15 protein-coding genes are annotated in these 17,807 nt (G+C 60.1%); 12 read left to right on the top strand and 3 right to left on the bottom strand.

Going from position 1 to position 17,807, the window contains the following annotated elements:
* The first annotated feature begins 55 nt into the window (after positions 1–55).
* From FCH38_RS17745 to FCH38_RS17770, 6 genes are all read left to right on the top strand, one after another.
* Positions 56–1,591, top strand: a complete 1,536-nt coding sequence (locus FCH38_RS17745; RefSeq protein ID WP_174374580.1) for an ABC transporter substrate-binding protein — start codon at positions 56–58, stop codon at positions 1,589–1,591.
* Positions 1,592–1,785: 194 nt separating this feature from the next.
* Entirely contained in the window at positions 1,786–2,736 is a 951-nt protein-coding gene (locus FCH38_RS17750) for an ABC transporter permease (protein ID WP_174374581.1), read from the top strand.
* Positions 2,733–3,554, top strand: coding sequence for an ABC transporter permease (locus tag FCH38_RS17755; RefSeq protein WP_174374582.1), 822 nt, complete (start codon positions 2,733–2,735; stop codon positions 3,552–3,554). The genes FCH38_RS17750 and FCH38_RS17755 overlap by 4 nt, the downstream gene beginning before the upstream one ends.
* Before the next feature lie 53 nt (positions 3,555–3,607).
* A complete protein-coding gene (locus tag FCH38_RS17760; RefSeq protein ID WP_174374583.1) occupies positions 3,608–5,005 on the top strand; it encodes an amidase in 1,398 nt (465 codons plus the stop codon).
* 96 nt (positions 5,006–5,101) lie between these two features.
* Entirely contained in the window at positions 5,102–5,668 is a 567-nt protein-coding gene (locus tag FCH38_RS17765) for a DJ-1/PfpI family protein (RefSeq protein WP_174374584.1), read from the top strand.
* 72 nt (positions 5,669–5,740) lie between these two features.
* Positions 5,741–6,091 (top strand): ribbon-helix-helix domain-containing protein, encoded by a 351-nt coding sequence (locus tag FCH38_RS17770; RefSeq protein ID WP_174374585.1) that lies wholly within the window; start codon positions 5,741–5,743, stop codon positions 6,089–6,091.
* A 167-nt stretch (positions 6,092–6,258) separates the two neighbouring features.
* Here the strand turns inward: FCH38_RS17770 and FCH38_RS17775 are convergent, their stop codons facing one another.
* From FCH38_RS17775 to FCH38_RS17785, 3 genes are all read right to left on the bottom strand, one after another.
* Positions 6,259–7,179, bottom strand: a complete 921-nt coding sequence (locus tag FCH38_RS17775) for an ABC transporter permease (protein WP_174374586.1) — start codon at positions 7,177–7,179, stop codon at positions 6,259–6,261.
* Entirely contained in the window at positions 7,172–8,182 is a 1,011-nt protein-coding gene (locus FCH38_RS17780; protein ID WP_174374587.1) for an ABC transporter permease, read from the bottom strand. The genes FCH38_RS17775 and FCH38_RS17780 overlap by 8 nt, the downstream gene beginning before the upstream one ends.
* Positions 8,183–8,323: 141 nt before the next feature.
* Complete coding sequence (locus FCH38_RS17785; RefSeq protein WP_174374588.1) at positions 8,324–10,033, bottom strand: peptide ABC transporter substrate-binding protein; 1,710 nt, start codon at positions 10,031–10,033, stop codon at positions 8,324–8,326.
* A 305-nt stretch (positions 10,034–10,338) separates the two neighbouring features.
* On the opposite strand from FCH38_RS17785, the gene FCH38_RS17790 reads away from it, so the two are divergent.
* From FCH38_RS17790 to FCH38_RS17815, 6 genes are all read left to right on the top strand, one after another.
* Positions 10,339–11,502 carry a M20 aminoacylase family protein gene (locus FCH38_RS17790; RefSeq protein WP_153515812.1) on the top strand — a complete coding sequence of 388 codons (1,164 nt, stop codon included), beginning with the start codon at positions 10,339–10,341 and terminating at the stop codon, positions 11,500–11,502.
* Positions 11,503–11,550: 48 nt separating this feature from the next.
* Positions 11,551–13,401: an ABC transporter ATP-binding protein gene (locus tag FCH38_RS17795; RefSeq protein ID WP_174374589.1), complete on the top strand. Its 1,851-nt coding sequence runs from the start codon at positions 11,551–11,553 to the stop codon at positions 13,399–13,401.
* Between the two features lie 304 nt (positions 13,402–13,705).
* Positions 13,706–14,659, top strand: a complete 954-nt coding sequence (locus FCH38_RS17800) for a sugar-binding transcriptional regulator (protein WP_174374590.1) — start codon at positions 13,706–13,708, stop codon at positions 14,657–14,659.
* 144 nt (positions 14,660–14,803) lie between these two features.
* Positions 14,804–16,117 (top strand): ABC transporter substrate-binding protein, encoded by a 1,314-nt coding sequence (locus FCH38_RS17805; RefSeq protein WP_174374591.1) that lies wholly within the window; start codon positions 14,804–14,806, stop codon positions 16,115–16,117.
* Between the two features lie 166 nt (positions 16,118–16,283).
* Positions 16,284–17,156: a carbohydrate ABC transporter permease gene (locus FCH38_RS17810; RefSeq protein WP_149901728.1), complete on the top strand. Its 873-nt coding sequence runs from the start codon at positions 16,284–16,286 to the stop codon at positions 17,154–17,156.
* A 12-nt stretch (positions 17,157–17,168) separates the two neighbouring features.
* The coding region (locus FCH38_RS17815) for a carbohydrate ABC transporter permease (protein WP_174374592.1) at positions 17,169–17,807 on the top strand (639 nt) is incomplete at its 3' end.

The following is a 17,807-nucleotide window of genomic DNA, read 5'->3' on the forward strand; positions in this document are numbered from 1 at the left end:
ACGGGCGGTCGATGAGAGGGCAAAAATGCCCCCGGCCGCAAGATAGGGGACAATGATGCCACGCACTTACCTTTCGCAGGCGGCAACGCTTTCGCGCCGCACCGCGTTGACCCTCGCCCTGGGCACGGCGCTCTGGCTGCCGCTTTCGTTTGCGGGGGCTGAGGCTGCACCGAAAACCGCGCTGACACTGGGCATGGCAGTCGAGCCAACCGGTCTCGATCCAACCATCGCCGCCCCCGTCGCCATCGGCCAGGTCACCTGGCAGAATGTCTTTGAAGGACTGGTGAAGATCAATCGCGACGGCAAGGTGAAGCCGCAGCTTGCCGAAAGCTGGGAGATTTCTCCTGACGGCAAGACCTATACATTCAAGCTGCGCAAGGGCGTCAGCTTCCACGATGGTGAGGCTTTCAATTCCTCCGTCGCCAAATTTTCGCTGGATCGGGCGCGCGGTGATAGCTCCGTCAATCCGCAGAAACGCTTCTTTGCCGCTATCGACAGTATCGAGACACCGGATGCCACAACGCTGGTGCTGAAGCTGAAGCAGCCGGCCGGCAGCCTTCTTTACTGGCTCGGCTGGCCTGCCTCCGTGATTGTTGCGCCGAAAAGCGCCGACAATAACCGCACCACGCCCGTCGGCACCGGCCCGTTCAAATTCGTGAACTGGGCCAAGGGCGACAAGGTGGAACTGGAGAAGAACGCCGCCTATTGGGACAAGGCCGTGGCGGTGAAGCTCAACAAGGCGACTTTCCGCTTCGTGTCCGACCCGCAGGCGCAGGCTGCGGCACTGAAGTCTGGCGATATCGATGCCTTCCCGGAATTCGGTGCGCCGGAACTGATGGCCTCCTTTGACGGCGATAAACGCCTCGGCAACTTCGTAGGCAATACCGAGCTGAAGGTCGTGGCCGGCATGAACAATGCCCGCAAGCCTTTTGACGACAAGCGCGTACGCCAGGCGCTGATGATGGCGGTGGATCGTGGCACTGTCATTGAAGGCGCCTGGTCCGGTTACGGCACGGCCATTGGCAGCCACTACACCCCGAATGACCGCGGATACACCGATACGACAGGGGTGCACCCTTACGATGTCGACAAGGCCAGGGCGTTGCTTGCCGAAGCGGGTTATGCGGATGGCTTCAGCTTCACCATCAAGGCGCCGCAGATGGCCTATGCCCAGCGCACCTCGCAAATCCTGCAGGCGATGCTGGCCGAAATCGGTGTGACGATGACCATCGAGACCACCGAATTTCCGGCAAAATGGGTGGCCGACGTTCTAAAAGGCGCGGATTATGACATGACCATCGTCGCTCATGCCGAGCCGATGGATATCGATATCTATTCCCGCGATCCCTATTATTTCAACTACAAGAACCCGGCCTTCAACGAGGTTATTGCCAGCGTCGAAAAGACGGCGGATGCCGGCGAGCAGGAAAAGCTTTATGGCGATGCCCAGAAAATCCTTGCCGAAGATGTGCCGGCTCTCTTTCTGTTCGTCATGCCGAAGCTTGGTGTCTGGGACAGGAAGGTGAAGGGGCTGTGGGAAAACGAGCCTATTCCCTCCAATGTGCTGACGGATGTGCATTGGGAAGAGTAGGGTTTGCCGATATCCTCCATCGCCGTCATGCTGGACTTGATCCGGCATCCAGCCAGCCCAAGTCCTTGGGCTGAAAGGGCTCTCCCCGTCGCGCAGACGCGCGTCGGCTGGATTCCGGCTCTGGGCCGGAATGACGGGAGAGAGGCGGCCGGACGCTCGCCCGCAAACGAAGCCAAGCAAGGAGAAGATGCCAGATGTTAACCCTCCTTATCCGGCGTCTCGTAAGCCTCGTCATCACACTGTTTGCCGTTTCCCTCATCATCTATGTCGTCATGGGGCTTTTGCCGGGCGACCCGGCGGCCATCATGCTCGGCACTTCCGCCAGTCCGGATACGCTGGCGGCGCTGCAAAAGCAGATGGGTCTCGATCAGCCGCTGCCGCTGCGGTACCTCCACTGGCTCGGTGGCGTCTTCCGGGGTGATCTCGGGCAATCCTATACCTATGGCGTGCCGGTGGCAGGGCTGATCGTCGAGCGGCTTGCCGTCACCCTGCCGCTGGCGCTGCTCGCGGTCTGCCTTTCGGTCGCCATCGCCATTCCGCTCGGCGTGGCGGCGGCGAGGAGCCGCAACGGGCTGGTGGATTTCGCGGCCGGGCTGTTTTCCCATATCGGCATTGCCGTGCCGGGTTTCTGGGCCGGGCTGCTGCTTATCATCGTCTTTTCCACAACGCTTGGCTGGATGCCGGCTGGCGGTTTTCCCGGCTGGACACCGAGTTTTTCGGCGGGTCTCATCGCCTTGGTACTTCCCGCGGTCGCGCTGGCGCTGTCGCAGGCCGGTGTTCTTACCCGCGTCTGCCGCTCCGCCGTGCTGGAGGTGATGAATGAGGATTTCGTGCGCACCGCCCGGGCCAAGGGCCTGAGCGAGCGGGTGGCGTTGTGGCGGCATGCGGTTCCGAATGCGATGATCCCTGTCGTCACCATGATCGGCCTGCAATTCACCTTTCTTATCGCCGGCGCGGTGCTGGTGGAAAATGTCTTCAACCTGCCGGGGCTGGGGCGGCTCGCCTATCAGGCGCTGACCCAGCGCGATATCGTCGTCATGCAATCGGTGGTGCTGTTTTTCTCGGCGCTGGTCATCACCATGAATTTCGTGGTCGATATCGCCTATCTCTTCATCGATCCGAGACTGCGGGCAGGTGCGCGATGATGCGACTGATCCGCCGCCGCCCCGCCTTTGTACTCGGTATTGCTGTCACTGCCTTTCTGGTTGCCGTCGCCCTGCTGTCGCTGGTCTGGACGCCAGTCTCGCCGACCAAGATGCAGATTGTCCAGAAACTGAAATCGCCATTCGTTTATGGCGGCCTCGGCACGGATCATTTCGGCCGTGATGTGCTGTCGATGTTGATGACCGGTGCGTGGAACTCGCTCTCCACGGCCACCGCCGCCGTCGCCATCGGCGCCTCTCTCGGCACGGCCATCGGCGTGACGGTCGCGGCTCTGCGCGGTGTCACCGAAACCGTGGTCATGCGCATCTGCGACATCATCTTCGCCGTGCCGCCCATCCTCTCGGCCATGATGCTCGGCGCCTTCATTGGCACGGGACGTTTTACCGCCATCATCGCCATCGCCACCTTCATGGTGCCGGTGTTTGCCCGGCTGACGCTGGGGGCTGCCCTGCAAATCTGGGCGCGGGAATACATCACCGCCGCCACCAGCATCGGCCAGAACCGCGCCAAGATCACGCTCTTTCATATCATACCGAATATTTCCAACCAGATCATCGTGCAGGTGACGATCCAGCTCGGTCTTGCGATATTGACGGAGGCAGGCCTTTCCTTCCTCGGTCTCGGCATGCCGCCGCCGGCCGCCACCTGGGGGCGGATGCTGGCCGATGCACAGACCTATCTCGGCGCGGCACCCTGGCTTGCCATCATGCCAGGCCTTGCAATTGCGCTCGCCGTCTTCGGTCTCAATCTTCTTGGCGACGGCCTGCGTGACCTGCTCGACCCGCGCGATACCAGCTGACCACTTCAAGTCGATATCGCCCCTATTTCCTGTTTTTCTGACGAGACGATGCCATGACCGATCTCATAGACCTCAACACGCTCGAAATCCTGACGCTTTACGGGCAAAAAAAGCTGTCGCCATCGGAATACTGGCAGGCGGTGGAGGCGCGGATCGAGGCGTTCGAGCCGACGGTGAACGCGCTCTATGCCTATGATCCTGAAGACGCCCGCAGGCAGGCGCTGGCCTCGACGCAGCGCTGGCAAAAAGGCGAAACGCTCGGCCCGCTAGATGGGCTTCCCGTTTCGCTGAAGGAACTGATCGCCACCAAGGGCCATCCTGTGCCGCTAGGCACTAGGGCGGTCGAACTGGTGCCTGCGGTTGAAGATGCGCCCGTCGCTGCCCGCTGCCGCGAGGATGGCGCGATCCTTTACGCCAAGACGACCTGCCCAGACTACGGCATGTTATCATCAGGCCTTTCCAGCTTCCACAAGCTCAGCCGCAACCCGTGGGACCCGACGCAGAACCCCGGCGGCTCCAGTGCCGGTGCAGCCTCGGCCGGGGCCGCGGGTTACGGCACGCTGCATATCGGCACGGATATTGGCGGCTCGGTGCGGCTCCCGGCCGGTTGGACGGGACTGTTCGGCTTCAAGCCGAGCCAGGGCCGCATCCCGGTCGATCCCTATTATACCGGCCGCTGCGCCGGGCCGATGACCCGCACCGTTGTCGATGCTGCCTATGCGATGGCGACGCTTTCGCGGCCCGACTGGCGCGACGGCACATCACTGCCGCCAAACAGCATCGACTGGATGGATCTCGATATCGACGTGAAGGGCCTGAAGATCGGCCTGATGCTGGATGCCGGCTGCGGCCTGCCGCTGGACGAGGAAGTGCGCGGCGCCGTGCTTTCCGCCGCGAAACTGTTCGAGGCGGCCGGCGCCATCGTCATCCCGGTCGAGCCGGTGCTGACGCGCGAGATGCTGGACGGGCTGGATGATTTCTGGCGGGCAAAATTCTGGGGCGACATGGTGGCGCTGAGTGAGGAGCGTCGCGCGGCGATCCTTCCCTATATTCTTGAATGGGCGGAGAAGGGGGCGGAGGTTACCGGCTCCCGTGCGGTCTTCGGTTTCAACCAGACCATGGAAATGCGCAAGACCTGCGGGCGGCTGATGCAGAAAGTGGATGCGGTGATCTCGCCCACCAATCCCATCGTCTCCTATCCGGCCGACTGGGCCTCGCCCACCAATGATCCCGCAAGGCCATTCGAACATATTGCCTTCACCGTGCCGTGGAACATGTCGGAACAGCCGGCTTCCTCGATCAATTGCGGTTTCTCGGCATCCGGCATGCCGATCGGCCTGCAGATTGTCGGCCCCCGTTACGAGGATATGTTCGTGCTCAAACTCTCCAGGGCTTTCGAGGATTGGGGCGGTGGTGTGCGGCGCTGGCCGGAGCCGCCGCAGGCCCGCTGATCCCGCCTTTGTCGCCCATGTAGTATTGCCGTAATACCACACCTGCGCCCCGCCTGTTAGGTTGCCCGAAGGCATTCGAAAACGGGAGGAGCAAACATGCCGAAGAAGATTTTGATGATCACCGGCGATTTCGCCGAGGACTATGAGACCATGGTGCCGTTCCAGACCCTGCTTGCGGTCGGCCACACGGTCCATGCCGTTTGCCCCGGCAAGAAAGCGGGCCAGACCATTGCCACGGCCATCCATGATTTCGAGGGCGACCAGACCTATTCGGAAAAACGTGGCCATAATTTCGCGCTCAACGCCACCTTCGCCGATATCAAGGTGGCGGATTACGATGCGCTGGTCATTCCGGGTGGGCGTGCGCCGGAATATCTGCGGCTCAATGCCGATGTGCTGGCGGCGGTGAAACATTTCTTTGAAGCCGACAAGCCGGTGGCGGCGGTCTGCCACGGCGCGCAATTGCTGGCGGCCGCCGGTGTCCTGAAGGGCCGCACCTGCTCTTCCTATCCGGCCTGCCGCCCCGAGGTGGAACTGGCAGGCGGCACCTATGCCGATATCGCCATCGATGCCGCCGTGACCGACGGCAAGCTGGTAACGGCTCCCGCATGGCCCGCCCATCCGGCCTGGCTTTCGCAGTTCATGGCGGTTCTCGGCAAATAAGCTGTGGTGAAACGGGGCTTTTTCCGGCCCCGTTTCCCGTCTATTTTTGAAGCGTGGTGAGGGAGGAAAACCATGTGTAAGCTTTTCATCAAGGCTGACCCGGCGCTGTGGGAAAGCCACACAAGGTCGCTCAGGATCGATGGCATGGTCACCAGTGTGCGGCTCGAAAACTTCTTCTGGACGACGCTGGACGAGATCGCCCGTCGCGATGGCATGAACAGCGTGCAGCTCATCGCCAAGCTTTATAATGAATCGATCGATGCCGGCCACGATCTCGGCAATTTCACCTCGTTCCTGCGGGTTTGCTGCGGGCGTTATCTTGCGCTTCAGCTTTCCGGCGATATTCCGGCGCGCAGCGATATTCCGATTGCGGCGCTGGATGCGGACAGCATTCTTGATGCGGAAAAGTTGAACTATCACTAGGGCACGTTCGTTTTTTATCTGCCTGGGCATCCCCTCAACCTCATTCCTGTGCTTGTCACAGGAATCCAGCCGACGCGCGTCTGCGCGGCAGAGAGACTCCTTTCAGCCCAAGGACTTGGACTGGCTGGATCCCTGTGACAAGCACAGGGATGAGGGAAGGGGAGCGCTCAACTTTTCAGCGCCCTTGGATCGAGCGCATCGCGCACGGCGTCACCGATGTAATTGACGCTCAGAACCGTCAGCGAAATCGCCAGCCCCGGCCACAACACGCGCGACGGCGTCAATTGCAGGAAGTTGGCGCCATCGAACAACAGCCGTCCCCAGGTCGGGAAGTCGGACGGGAAACCGAGGCCGAGGAAGGACAGGGCCGATTCCGTGATAATGGCGGCAGCGATGCCGAGCGTGGCCGAGACCATGATCGAGCTCAGCACATTCGGCAGGATGTGCCTGATGATGATGCGATATTCGCGCATGCCACTCGATTTCGCCGCCATGATGAATTCCTGGCTTTTGATCGTCAGCACGTCGCCGCGCACGATACGGGCCGTATGCATCCAGCTGGTTATCCCGATCACGAAGACGATCAGGATGAAGATGCCGGTTTCCGGCCCGAAGGCTGCGCGCAGCGTATCGCGAAACAGCATCAGGATGACGAGCAGCAGCGGCAGAAGCGGCAGGGCCAGGAACAGGTCCGTCAGCCGCATCAGCGGTCCGTCGAGCCTGCGGAAATAGCCTGATAGCACTCCCACCAGCGTGCCGAGAAACAGCGCCAGCAGCATGGCGGTGATGCCGACGGCAAGCGAGATGCGCCCGCCGGCCAGAACCTGCGCCAGCATGTCCTTGCCCAGATTATCGGTGCCGAAGGGATGGGCCAGCGACGGCCACTGGTTGCGTTCCCTGACGTTGATGACATTGGGCGCGACGGTGTGGATATAGGGGCCGACATAAACGGCAAGCAGGATGAAGACGAAAACAATCAGGCCCGCCACGCCGCCCTTGTGAGCGCGGAACTGTTTCCAGATATCGGCAAGTGCTGATTTCGTGGGCGAGGCGGCAACTGTCGGCGCTGCGATGGTGGCGTCAGTCATAGCGAATCCTCGGGTCGAGAATGCCGTAAAGCACGTCGGCAATCAGGTTGAAGAGCACGATAAGCACCGCAAAAATGAAGGTCAATGTCTGCACCAGCGGTATATCTGCACCCTGAACGGCCGTTATCAGCAATTGGCCAAGCCCGTTCACACGGAATATCTGCTCGGTGATGATGGCGCCGGAAAAGATCGTCGGCACGCCGAGTGCAATGACGGTGACGACCGGGATCAGGCTGTTGCGCAGCACATGCACCAGCAGCACGGATTTTTCTTTCACGCCCTTTGCACGCGCGGTGCGCACATAATCCTGATGCAGATTGTCGAGCATGGAGGCGCGCACGAAGCGGCTGATCTGCGAGACGTTGTAAAGCGTCAGCACCAGCACCGGCAGGAACATCTGCTTCACCTGCGCCACGAAACTTGCCCAGTCCCGCACCTGCAAATTGGTGTCATAGACCGAGGGGAACCATTGCAGGTAGGAGCTGAAGATGACGACCAGCAGCACGCCGGTGAAGAAGGTCGGAACCGAATAACCGACCATCGAGACGAAGGTGCCGATCTGGTCGAAGATCGAATATTGCTTATGGGCGGAGATGACGCCGATCGGGATCGCCAGCAGCGCGCCGAAAAGATAGGCGAGACCGACCACCCAAAGCGTCTGCGGCATGCGCTGGATGACGAGATCGACCACCGGGCTGCGTGTCGCCCAGGACAGCACCCGCATACGGCTGCCATCGCCGATCTGCCAGCCGGTCAGCTTTTCGAAGAGGTTCAAAGGTTCGTTGATGAAGAACTGCTGCAGCCACATCAGGTAACGGATGAAAAAGGGCTGGTCGAGGCCAAGTGAGGCGCGAATCTGTTCGCGCACCTCAGGCGGAATGGTCAGCGGCAGGTCGCCGGTCGGGTCGTTGGGCGCGAGATCGAGCAGCGCGAAGATGACGAAGCTGATGACGAGCAACGTCGGTACGGCAAAGGCAAGCCGCCGGAGCGTAAAGGCAAACATCTGAAACTCTCCAGACCCAGAGCGCGGCGGGACGAAAATTGGGAGCATCTTCGCCGTGACGCTGCAAATGTGTCTTCAGAACATGGTCCAGGGGCATGCAAAAGGCCGGCCCCCTTGTCGGGGAGCCGGCGCATCTGCGTGTTACTTCTTGCGGGACCAGTCCGCGACGTTCCAGAGTTCCGAATCCCAGGCATTCATGCGAACGCCTTCCAGCGTCAGCGAATGCGAGGAAACGTTGCCGCGGTGGATGAGCGGAATATGCGCCCCTTCTTCCGTCAGCATGTCATTCAGCTGCTTGGCGATTTCTCCGCGCTTGGCGAAATCCGTGGTCTTGGAAAGGACACCCACCAGCTTGTCGAATTCCGGGTTGCAATAACGCGGAACATTCTGTCCCTGCCAGCCGTTTGCGGGGGCGGGAATTTTGTCGCACAGCCATTCCGCCAGATATTTTTCCGGGTCGGTGCCGTCGAAATTGTTGGTGTACATTTCAACGTCGGCATAAAATTTCTGGAAGGTATCCGGGCTTGCCGGATCGCCTCCGAAGAACACCGAGGCGCTGACATTGCGCAGTTCGGATGCAACGCCGATCTGCGACCACATGTCCTTCACCAGTTCCTGCGCCGCCTGGCGAACGGAGTTGGTGGAGGTCTGGTAGAGGAAGGACAGCTTCACACCGTTCTTGGCGCGGATCCCGTCTGATCCCTTCACCCAGCCTGCATCATCCAGCAGCTTGTTTGCACCTTCCACATCCTGCTTCAGGCACCAGCTGTCGTTTTTCGTCGAAGCGACGGCCTCAGGCGCCGGCACGATGTTGCAGGTCGGCTTGCCTGCCTCGCCATATCCCGTTTCATCGATGATGTCGCGGTCGATGGCGAGCGATAGCGCCCGGCGCACGGCGGGGTCGGACAAGGCCGGGTGCGGGCCGCCCTCCTTTGTGGAGCGTTTGTCGCCCAGGGCAGGATCGGCATTGTACCAGTTGAGATTGATACGCTCGACCTGGGTGCCGAAGGCGGTTTCCAGCTTGCCCTTGCCGGCGGCCACCATGGTGGCCAGAATTTCCGGCTCCACCTGCATGTTCCATGCATAATCGAATTCGCCGGTTTCAAGAACGGCGCGCGCAGCGGAAGCCGCGTCACCGCCGCCCTTCAGCGTGGCGGTCGCAAAGGCAGGCTTGGCCGGATCACGATAATTGGGATTGGCGACGTAGCTGATAACGTCGTTCGGCTTGAAATCCTTGACCACGAAGGGGCCGGTGCCGATGGGGCCAAAATTGGCCGAGGTGCAGCCGGGAGCGGCCGCGCCGAGGCAATTTTCGAACTGCTTCTTCTGGATGACCGGCGATTGCGCGCCGACGAAAGCCGAGTAGGGGTAGGGTTTCGGTTCGGTGAAGCTGACCTTGACGGTATGGGCGTCGACCGCCTCAACGTTTTTCACGCCTTCATATTGTGCGGCCTGCGCGCAGCCGCCATCCGGTGCGGTGCAATATTTCCACGTGAAGATCACGTCGTCAGCGGTAAGCGGCGTGCCATCAGACCATTTGACATCGCTTTTCAGCTTCCAGGTCATGCTGAGCAGATCCTTCGCGACGCCGCCATTATCGACTGTCGGGATCTCGCTCACCAGCATCGGCACCAATTCGCCCTTTTCGTCGTAGCGGGCCAGCGGCTCTATCACCATGGACGAGCTGTATATCTCTTTCGTGCCACCGGAAAGATAAGGATTAAGTGTCGATACCGCCTGCCAGAACAGGATTTTCAGTTCGCCATCACTGCCGCGCTCGGCATGGGCGGCAGAGCCTGCCATGGCCAAGGCCGCCACCGTGCTGGCAAAGAGAACGCTGCGCTTCTTCATCGTGTTTTTCCCCTTTTGAGATTTTATCTATTTGAATGTTTGACGCTTTTCCCATCGTCAAATGCAAGGTCTATTTTTATAAGTATTTGACTTTGCTAAGGAATACTCCTTCACTCTCGCTGATGCTATTGTCAGTTTTTTTGAAATGCAAGCCCCAAACTTCTATTGATGAACAAAATTTGAGCCATTCAACTTTTGGCCTATTTTTCGCTCACGCAGCAAAATTCAGACTTGCAAAAGCAGAAATTCCTAACGCAATATGGTTCCCGACAACCCGGCGGGGAACAAAAAAAGGAAAAATGGGAATGCCGATATTGAACCGTGTGGCCGAGATGCAGGAAGACGTTGCCGGTTGGAGGCGGCACCTGCACGAGACGCCGGAGCTGCTTTATGACGTCTTCGAAACCTCGAAATTCGTGGCTGAGAAACTGACGTCCTTCGGCTGCGACATCGTCGAGACCGGCATCGGCAGGACCGGCGTGGTCGGCATCATCAAGGGCCGACACGGCGACGGCCCGACCATCGGTTTCCGTTCCGACATGGACGCGCTGCCGATCCTCGAGACCAGCGGCAAGCCATGGGCTTCCAAGGTTCCCGGCAAGGCCCATTCCTGCGGCCATGACGGGCACACCGCCATGCTTCTGGGTGCCGCGCAATATCTGGCGGAGACCCGTAATTTCAAGGGTTCCGTCGCGGTCATCTTCCAGCCGGCGGAAGAGGGTGGGGCAGGCGCTCTTGCCATGCTAAATGACGGCATGATGGAAAAATTCGGCATTTCGCAGGTCTATGGCATGCATAACGAGCCGGGCATTCCCGTCGGCCAATTCGCCATCCGCAAGGGCTCGACCATGGCGGCGGCGGATAGTTTCGAGATCGTCATCACCGGCAAGGGCAGCCATGCGGCCGCACCGCATCTTTCCATCGATCCGGTGCTGACCTCGGCGCATATCATCATCGCTTTACAATCCATCGTCTCGCGGGAGACGGACCCGCTGAAATCGCTCGTCGTCACCGTCGCTACCACCCATGGCGGCACCGCCGTCAATGTCATTCCCGGCTCAGTGACGCTGACCGGCACGGTGCGTACGCTCTTGCCGGAAACCCGCGATTTCGCCGAAAAACGCCTGAAGGAAGTGGCGACTGCCACGGCCATGGCGCATGGCGCCACCGTGGAGGTGAAATATCATCGCGGTTATCCCGTCACCTTCAACCACAATGATGAGACCGAATTTGCGACCGGCGTGGCGATGGGCGTGGCCGGTGCGAACGCCGTCAACACCAATCCCAACCCGCATATGGGGGCGGAGGATTTCTCCTACATGCTGGAAGCGCGCCCCGGCGCGTTCATCTTCATCGGCAATGGCGATACCGCCGGGCTGCACAACGCTGCCTATGATTTCAACGATGATGCGCTGCCCTACGGTATCAGCTACTGGGTCTCGATGGCCGAAAAAGCACTTGCTGCGTAAGACATCCGGCGGCCTTGATGGCCGCCTTTCGCTTTTCAGGAGATCGGCATGCTTTTGGCGGCAACATCCATGGAACAGACCGGAGGCTCGGTCAGCCCGGTTCTTTCGGTTCAGAATCTCACCACCTCCTTCCGTGTCGATGGCGACTGGAAATCCGTGGTCCGCAATATGAGCTTCGACATCGCTCCGCGCGAAACGGTGGCGATCGTCGGCGAGAGCGGCTCGGGCAAAAGCGTGACGTCGCTGTCGATCATGCGGCTTCTCGATAAAAAAACCAGCCGCATCGAAGGCAAGGTCATGCTCGGCGGGCGCGATTTGCTGGCGCTGCCGGACGAGGAGATGCGCAAGGTTCGCGGCAAAGACATTTCGATGATCTTCCAGGAGCCGATGACCAGCCTCAACCCTATCTTCCCGATCGGCAAGCAGATCGCTGAGGCGCTCACAGTGCATCAGGATATTTCTTCGTCGGCCGCGAAGGCCGAGGTCATCCGTCTGCTGGAAAAGGTCCGCATTCCCAATGCCAAGAACCGTTTTGAGGATTATCCGCACCAGTTTTCCGGCGGCATGCGCCAGCGTGTGATGATCGCCATGGCGCTCGCCTCCAAACCGAAGCTGCTGATCGCCGACGAGCCGACAACGGCGCTCGATGTGACCATCCAGGGCCAGATTCTCGATCTCATCAAGCAATTGCAGGAAGAGGAGGGCATGTCGGTGCTTTTCATCACCCATGATATGGGTGTGGTGGCGGAAGTGTCCGACCGCACCATCGTCATGTTCCGTGGCGATGTGGTGGAAACCGGCGCCACCGACGACATTTTCCATCGCGGACATCACCCCTATACGCGCGCTTTGCTTTCGGCGGTGCCGAAGCTCGGTTCGATGAGGGAACGTGTGCTGCCCGCCCGTTTCCCGATCATCGATATCAAGACCGGCGAAAGCCTGCCCGTGATGGAGGTGAAGGACACGGTCTCCGGTTCGCGCACGCCCATTCTCTCGGTCAAGGATCTGACCACGCGTTTCGATATCCGGTCGGGCCTTTTCGGTCGCAAATCCGGTGCCGTGCATGCGGTGGAAAAGGTTTCCTTCGATCTCGCCGAAGGTGAAACCCTGTCGCTGGTCGGCGAATCCGGTTGCGGCAAGTCCACTACGGGCCGCTCGATCACCCGGCTGATCGAGCCGACCTCGGGCAATGTCATGCTCGATGGTTACGAGGTGCTGAAACTCGACAAGACGACGCTGCGCACCATGCGCCGCAGCGTGCAGATGATCTTTCAGGACCCCTTCGCCTCGCTGGATCCACGCATGAGCATAGGCACGGCGATCATGGAGCCCTTCATCGAGCACCGGCTTGGGCCGAAGGCGCAGGCGCGCGAAAAGGCGGCGGACCTGATGGAAAAGGTCGGCCTCAGCCCGGATATGATGCGGCGTTTCCCGCATGAATTTTCCGGCGGCCAGCGCCAGCGCATCGCCATTGCCCGTTCGCTGATGCTCGACCCCAAGGTCATCGTTGCCGACGAGGCGGTTTCGGCACTCGATGTCTCGATCAAGGCGCAGGTCTGCAACCTGTTGCTCGACCTGCAACAGAACCTCAATTTGGCCTTCCTGTTCATCTCTCACGACATGGCGGTGGTGGAACGCGTCAGCCATCGTGTTGCGGTGATGTATCTCGGTGAAATCGTCGAAATCGGCCCCCGCGCCGCCGTCTTTGACAATCCGCAGCACCCCTATACGAAGAAGCTGATGTCCGCCGTTCCGGTGCCGGACCCGGCGCGGCGTCAGATTCGCCGCAATATGGCGACGGACGAGATAAGAAGCCCGATCCGCCCAGTGGATTACGTGCCGCCGCAACGGCATTATCGCGAGGTTTCGGCGGGGCATCTGGTGCAGGAAGCGGCTTGATCGAGGGCGCGCGCCGAACTGCGCGATAGAGAATGGAACGAGCGGGTGCCGCGCATTTCTTCTCCCCGAGGGGGAGAAGGTCGCGGCAGCGGGATGAGGGGGCAAGGGTAGAGATATTCGGCAACGGTGCCCCCTCATCCGACCCTTCGGGCCACCTTCTCCCCGGCGGGGAGAAGAAATATGCCGCCCTGCCGAGCTAGGTAATCTTAATCCACCAGACGCTCCCTTCCGCATCCCGCCGTTTGACAGCCGCCGCAAAAAAATGCCAGCAAATGCTCAAGCATAATTCTGAGAGGGCGGCGGCATGGCCAGACGAAACGACGCACATGGACGGCTGGACGATGCGGCCCGCGCCGGCTGGCTTTATTATGTCGCCGGCCGCACGCAGGATGAAATTGCCGCCGCTATGGGCATCTCCCGGCAATCGGCGCAGCGGCTGGTGTCGCTCGCCGTCGCCGAGCGGCTGATCAAGGTCCGGCTCGATCACCCCATCGCAGCCTGTCTTGAAAAAGCCGAACGGCTGAAAGAGAAATTCGACCTTAGATATATCGAGGTGGTGCCGAGCGATCCGGCCGGCGTTTCCTCGACCGTTGGCATTGCCGAGGCCGGCGCGGCGGAGATCGAGCGCTGGCTGAAAAATGCCGATCCCATTGTGCTTGCCATTGGCACTGGCCGCACACTCAAGGCCGCTGTGGATCAGCTGCCGCCGATGGAATGCCCGCAGCACCGCATCGTGTCGCTGACCGGCAATATCGGGCCGGATGGATCGGCTGCCTATTACAACGTCATCTTCAGCATGGCAGACGCCATCAAGGCGCGGCATTTTCCCATGCCGTTGCCGGTCCTGTGCTCCTCGGCGGAGGAACGGGAATTGCTGCATGACCAGTCCATGGTGCGTTCCACGCTGGCGCTCGGTGCTGCCGCCAACGTCACCTTCGTCGGCGTCGGCGAACTCGGTGAAAACGCGCCGCTCTGCGTTGATGGTTTCCTCGGCGTCGATGAAATGAAGGCCCTGATGGCCAGCGGTGCGGTGGGCGAGATTTGTGGCTGGATGTATGATGCCAACGGCCGCATTCTCGAGCATTCCGTCAATGAGCGCGTCGCCTCCGTTCCCATTCCGTCACGCGAGACCTGCACCGTCATCGGCATGGCCCAGGGTGCGCGCAAGAATGCCTCGATTCTGGCGGCGCTGAGGGGCGGTCTGCTGAACGGCCTCATTACCGACGAAGTGACAAGCGAATATTTGCTCAATCACTGAGCAAAAATTAATTCAATAAAATCAGTTGGTTGATTTTTCCATGTGCGTCGCAGCACAGGATGTCGCTTGACTTTTTTCCTCTCTGGGTGAGTAAATGCCCCAGAGCAAAGCGAATGCTCATCATTTTTCTTCTGGGAGGAAGATATGACACTGAAGACCATTTTGCTGAGCGCATGCTCGGCACTCGCCTTTTCGACCCTTGCTTCCGCCGAAACGCTGACCATCGCCACCGTCAACAATGGCGACATGATCCGCATGCAGGGGCTGACCTCCGACTTCACGGCAAAGAACCCGGACATCAAGGTCGAATGGGTCACGCTTGAAGAAAACGTCCTGCGCGAGCGCGTGACGACCGATATCGCCACCAATGGCGGCCAATACGACATCATGACCATCGGTAACTATGAAGTGCCGATCTGGGCCAAACAGGGCTGGCTGCTGCCGCTCGAAAAGCTCGGCGACAAATACGATGTGGATGACATCCTGCCGGCAATCCGTGGCGGTCTTTCCGCTGAGGGCAAGCTTTACGCGGCGCCCTTCTACGGCGAATCCGCCATGATCATGTATCGCAAGGACCTGTTTGAAAAAGCCGGCCTGAAGATGCCCGACAACCCGACCTGGGAATTTATCGGTGACGCGGCCCGCAAGATTACCGATCGCAAGACGGATATCAACGGCATGTGCCTGCGCGGCAAGGCCGGCTGGGGCGAGAACATGGCGTTCATCAGCGCGCTCACCAACTCCTTCGGTGGCCGCTGGTTCGATGAAAACTGGAAACCGCAGTTCGATCAGCCGGAATGGAAAAGCGCGCTGCAGTTTTACGTCGATCTGATGAAGGATGCCGGCCCGTCCGGTGCGTCCTCCAACGGCTTCAACGAAAACCTGACGCTGTTCCAGCAGGGCAAATGCGGCATGTGGATCGACGCCACTGTGGCTGCCTCCTTCGTGTCCAACCCGAAGGATTCCACTGTTGCCGACAAGGTTGGCTATGCGCTCTTCCCGACGCATGGCGAACTGAAGAACCACGGCAACTGGTTGTGGTCGTGGAACCTTGCGATCCCGAAGAGCTCGCAGAAGGCGGAAGCCGCCGAAAAGTTCATCTCCTGGGCAACCAGCAAGGACTACACCACGCTCGTCGCTTCCAAGGAAGGCTGGGCAAACGTGCCTCCGGGCACCCGCACCTCGCTTTACAAGAACGCCGATTATGAAAAGGCCGCCGCCTTCGCCAAGCCGACGCTTGCCGCCATGGATGCTGCCGACATCACCAAGCCGACTGTAAAGCCCGTGCCTTACACCGGTGGTCAGTTCGTGGCGATCCCTGAATTCCAGGCGCTCGGCACCACGGTCGGTCAGCTGTTCTCGGCGGTCGTTGCCGGCCAGTCCAGCGTCGATGATGCGCTTGCCAGCGCCCAGTCGACGGCGACGCGTGAAATGACCCGCGCCGGTTACATCAAGTAATCCTCCCGAAGATCGCTGTCCGGCGTCAATGCCGGGCAGCGTACCTCCGGGCTGGAACCCGCTGTGCGGTTTCAATACCTTTTCAAATCAAAACAAGAATGAGCCGGTTCTTCCGGATATGCCGGGCGCATGTGGTGCCGCCTGAGCCCAAGGGGAGGTTAGTGTAATGGCAACACGAAACACGAGCGGCCTTGCGCGGGTGATGCTTGCGCCATCGGTGCTGTTATTGCTGGTGTGGATGATCGTGCCCCTGGCGATGACCCTGTGGTTCTCGTTCCAGAACTACAATCTCCTCAACCCGGCCAATGTCAGCTTTGCCGGCCTGTTCAATTACCAGTATTTCTACACCGACCCGGCCTTCTTCCAGTCGATCTGGAACACGCTTTTGATCGTCGGCGGCGTGCTGCTGATCACCGTCATCGGCGGCATCGCCATTGCGCTCTTGCTCGACAATGACATTTTCGGCCAGGGCATCGTGCGCATCATGATCATCTCGCCGTTCTTCGTCATGCCGCCTGTCGCAGCTTTGGTGTGGAAGAACATGATCATGCATCCGGGTTACGGCGTGCTTGCCGATCTCTCGCGCTTCTTCGGTTTCCAGCCGGTCGACTGGTTTGCGCAGTTTCCGCTGCTGTCGATCATCATCATCGTCGCCTGGCAATGGCTGCCGTTTGCCACACTGATCCTTTTGACGGCGCTGCAGTCGCTCGATGGCGAGCAGAGGGAAGCCGCCGAGATGGATGGCGCCAACTTCGTCAACCGCTTCATCTATCTGACCCTGCCGCATCTGTCGCGCGCCATCACCGTCGTCATTCTGATCCAGACGATCTTCCTGCTCGGCGTCTACGCGGAAATCCTCGTCACCACCAATGGCGGACCGGGTTATGCCTCGACCAACCTCGCCTTCCTCATCTATCGCACCGCACTTCTGGGTTACGACGTCGGCGGCGCATCGGCCGGCGGTATCATCGCCGTCGTGCTCGCCAATATCGTCGCCATCTTCCTGATGCGCGCCGTCGGCAAGAATTTGGACCGTTAAGGAGAACCGATCATGGCCCGCAAGACAACCACACGTGCGAAGATCGGCTTTTCCATCGCGGCATGGGCGGTGGCGCTTTTGCTGTTCTTCCCGATCCTTTATGCCTTCCTCACCTCGCTCAAGACCGAGCCAGAGGCGATAGCCGGCTTCAGCCTCATTCCCTCGGGCACGCTGGAAAACTACATCACCGTGCAGACCCAGCGCGATTACTTCAAGCCGTTCATGAACTCGGTGGTGCTGTCGCTCGGCTCAACCATCATCGCGCTGATCATCGCCATTCCCGCCGCCTGGGCCATGGCGTTCTCGCCGACCAAGCGCACCAAGGACATTTTGATGTGGATGCTGTCCACCAAGATGATGCCGGCGGTCGCCGTGCTGGTGCCGATCTACCTGATCTTCCGCAATGCCGGCCTGCTCGATAGCCGCATCGGCCTCACCATCATGCTCACCTTCATCAACCTGCCGATCGTGGTGTGGATGCTTTACACCTACTTCCGGGAAATCCCCGGCGAGATCCTCGAAGCGTCGCGCATGGATGGCGCATCGTTGTGGAACGAGATCGTCCATGTGTTGACGCCGATGGCGGTGCCGGGCATCGCCTCGACGCTGCTGCTCAACGTCATCCTCGCCTGGAACGAATCCTTCTGGACG

The organism is Agrobacterium tumefaciens, from assembly GCF_013337285.1.
In the GTDB taxonomy this organism is placed as follows: Bacteria; Pseudomonadota; Alphaproteobacteria; order Rhizobiales; family Rhizobiaceae; genus Agrobacterium; species Agrobacterium burrii.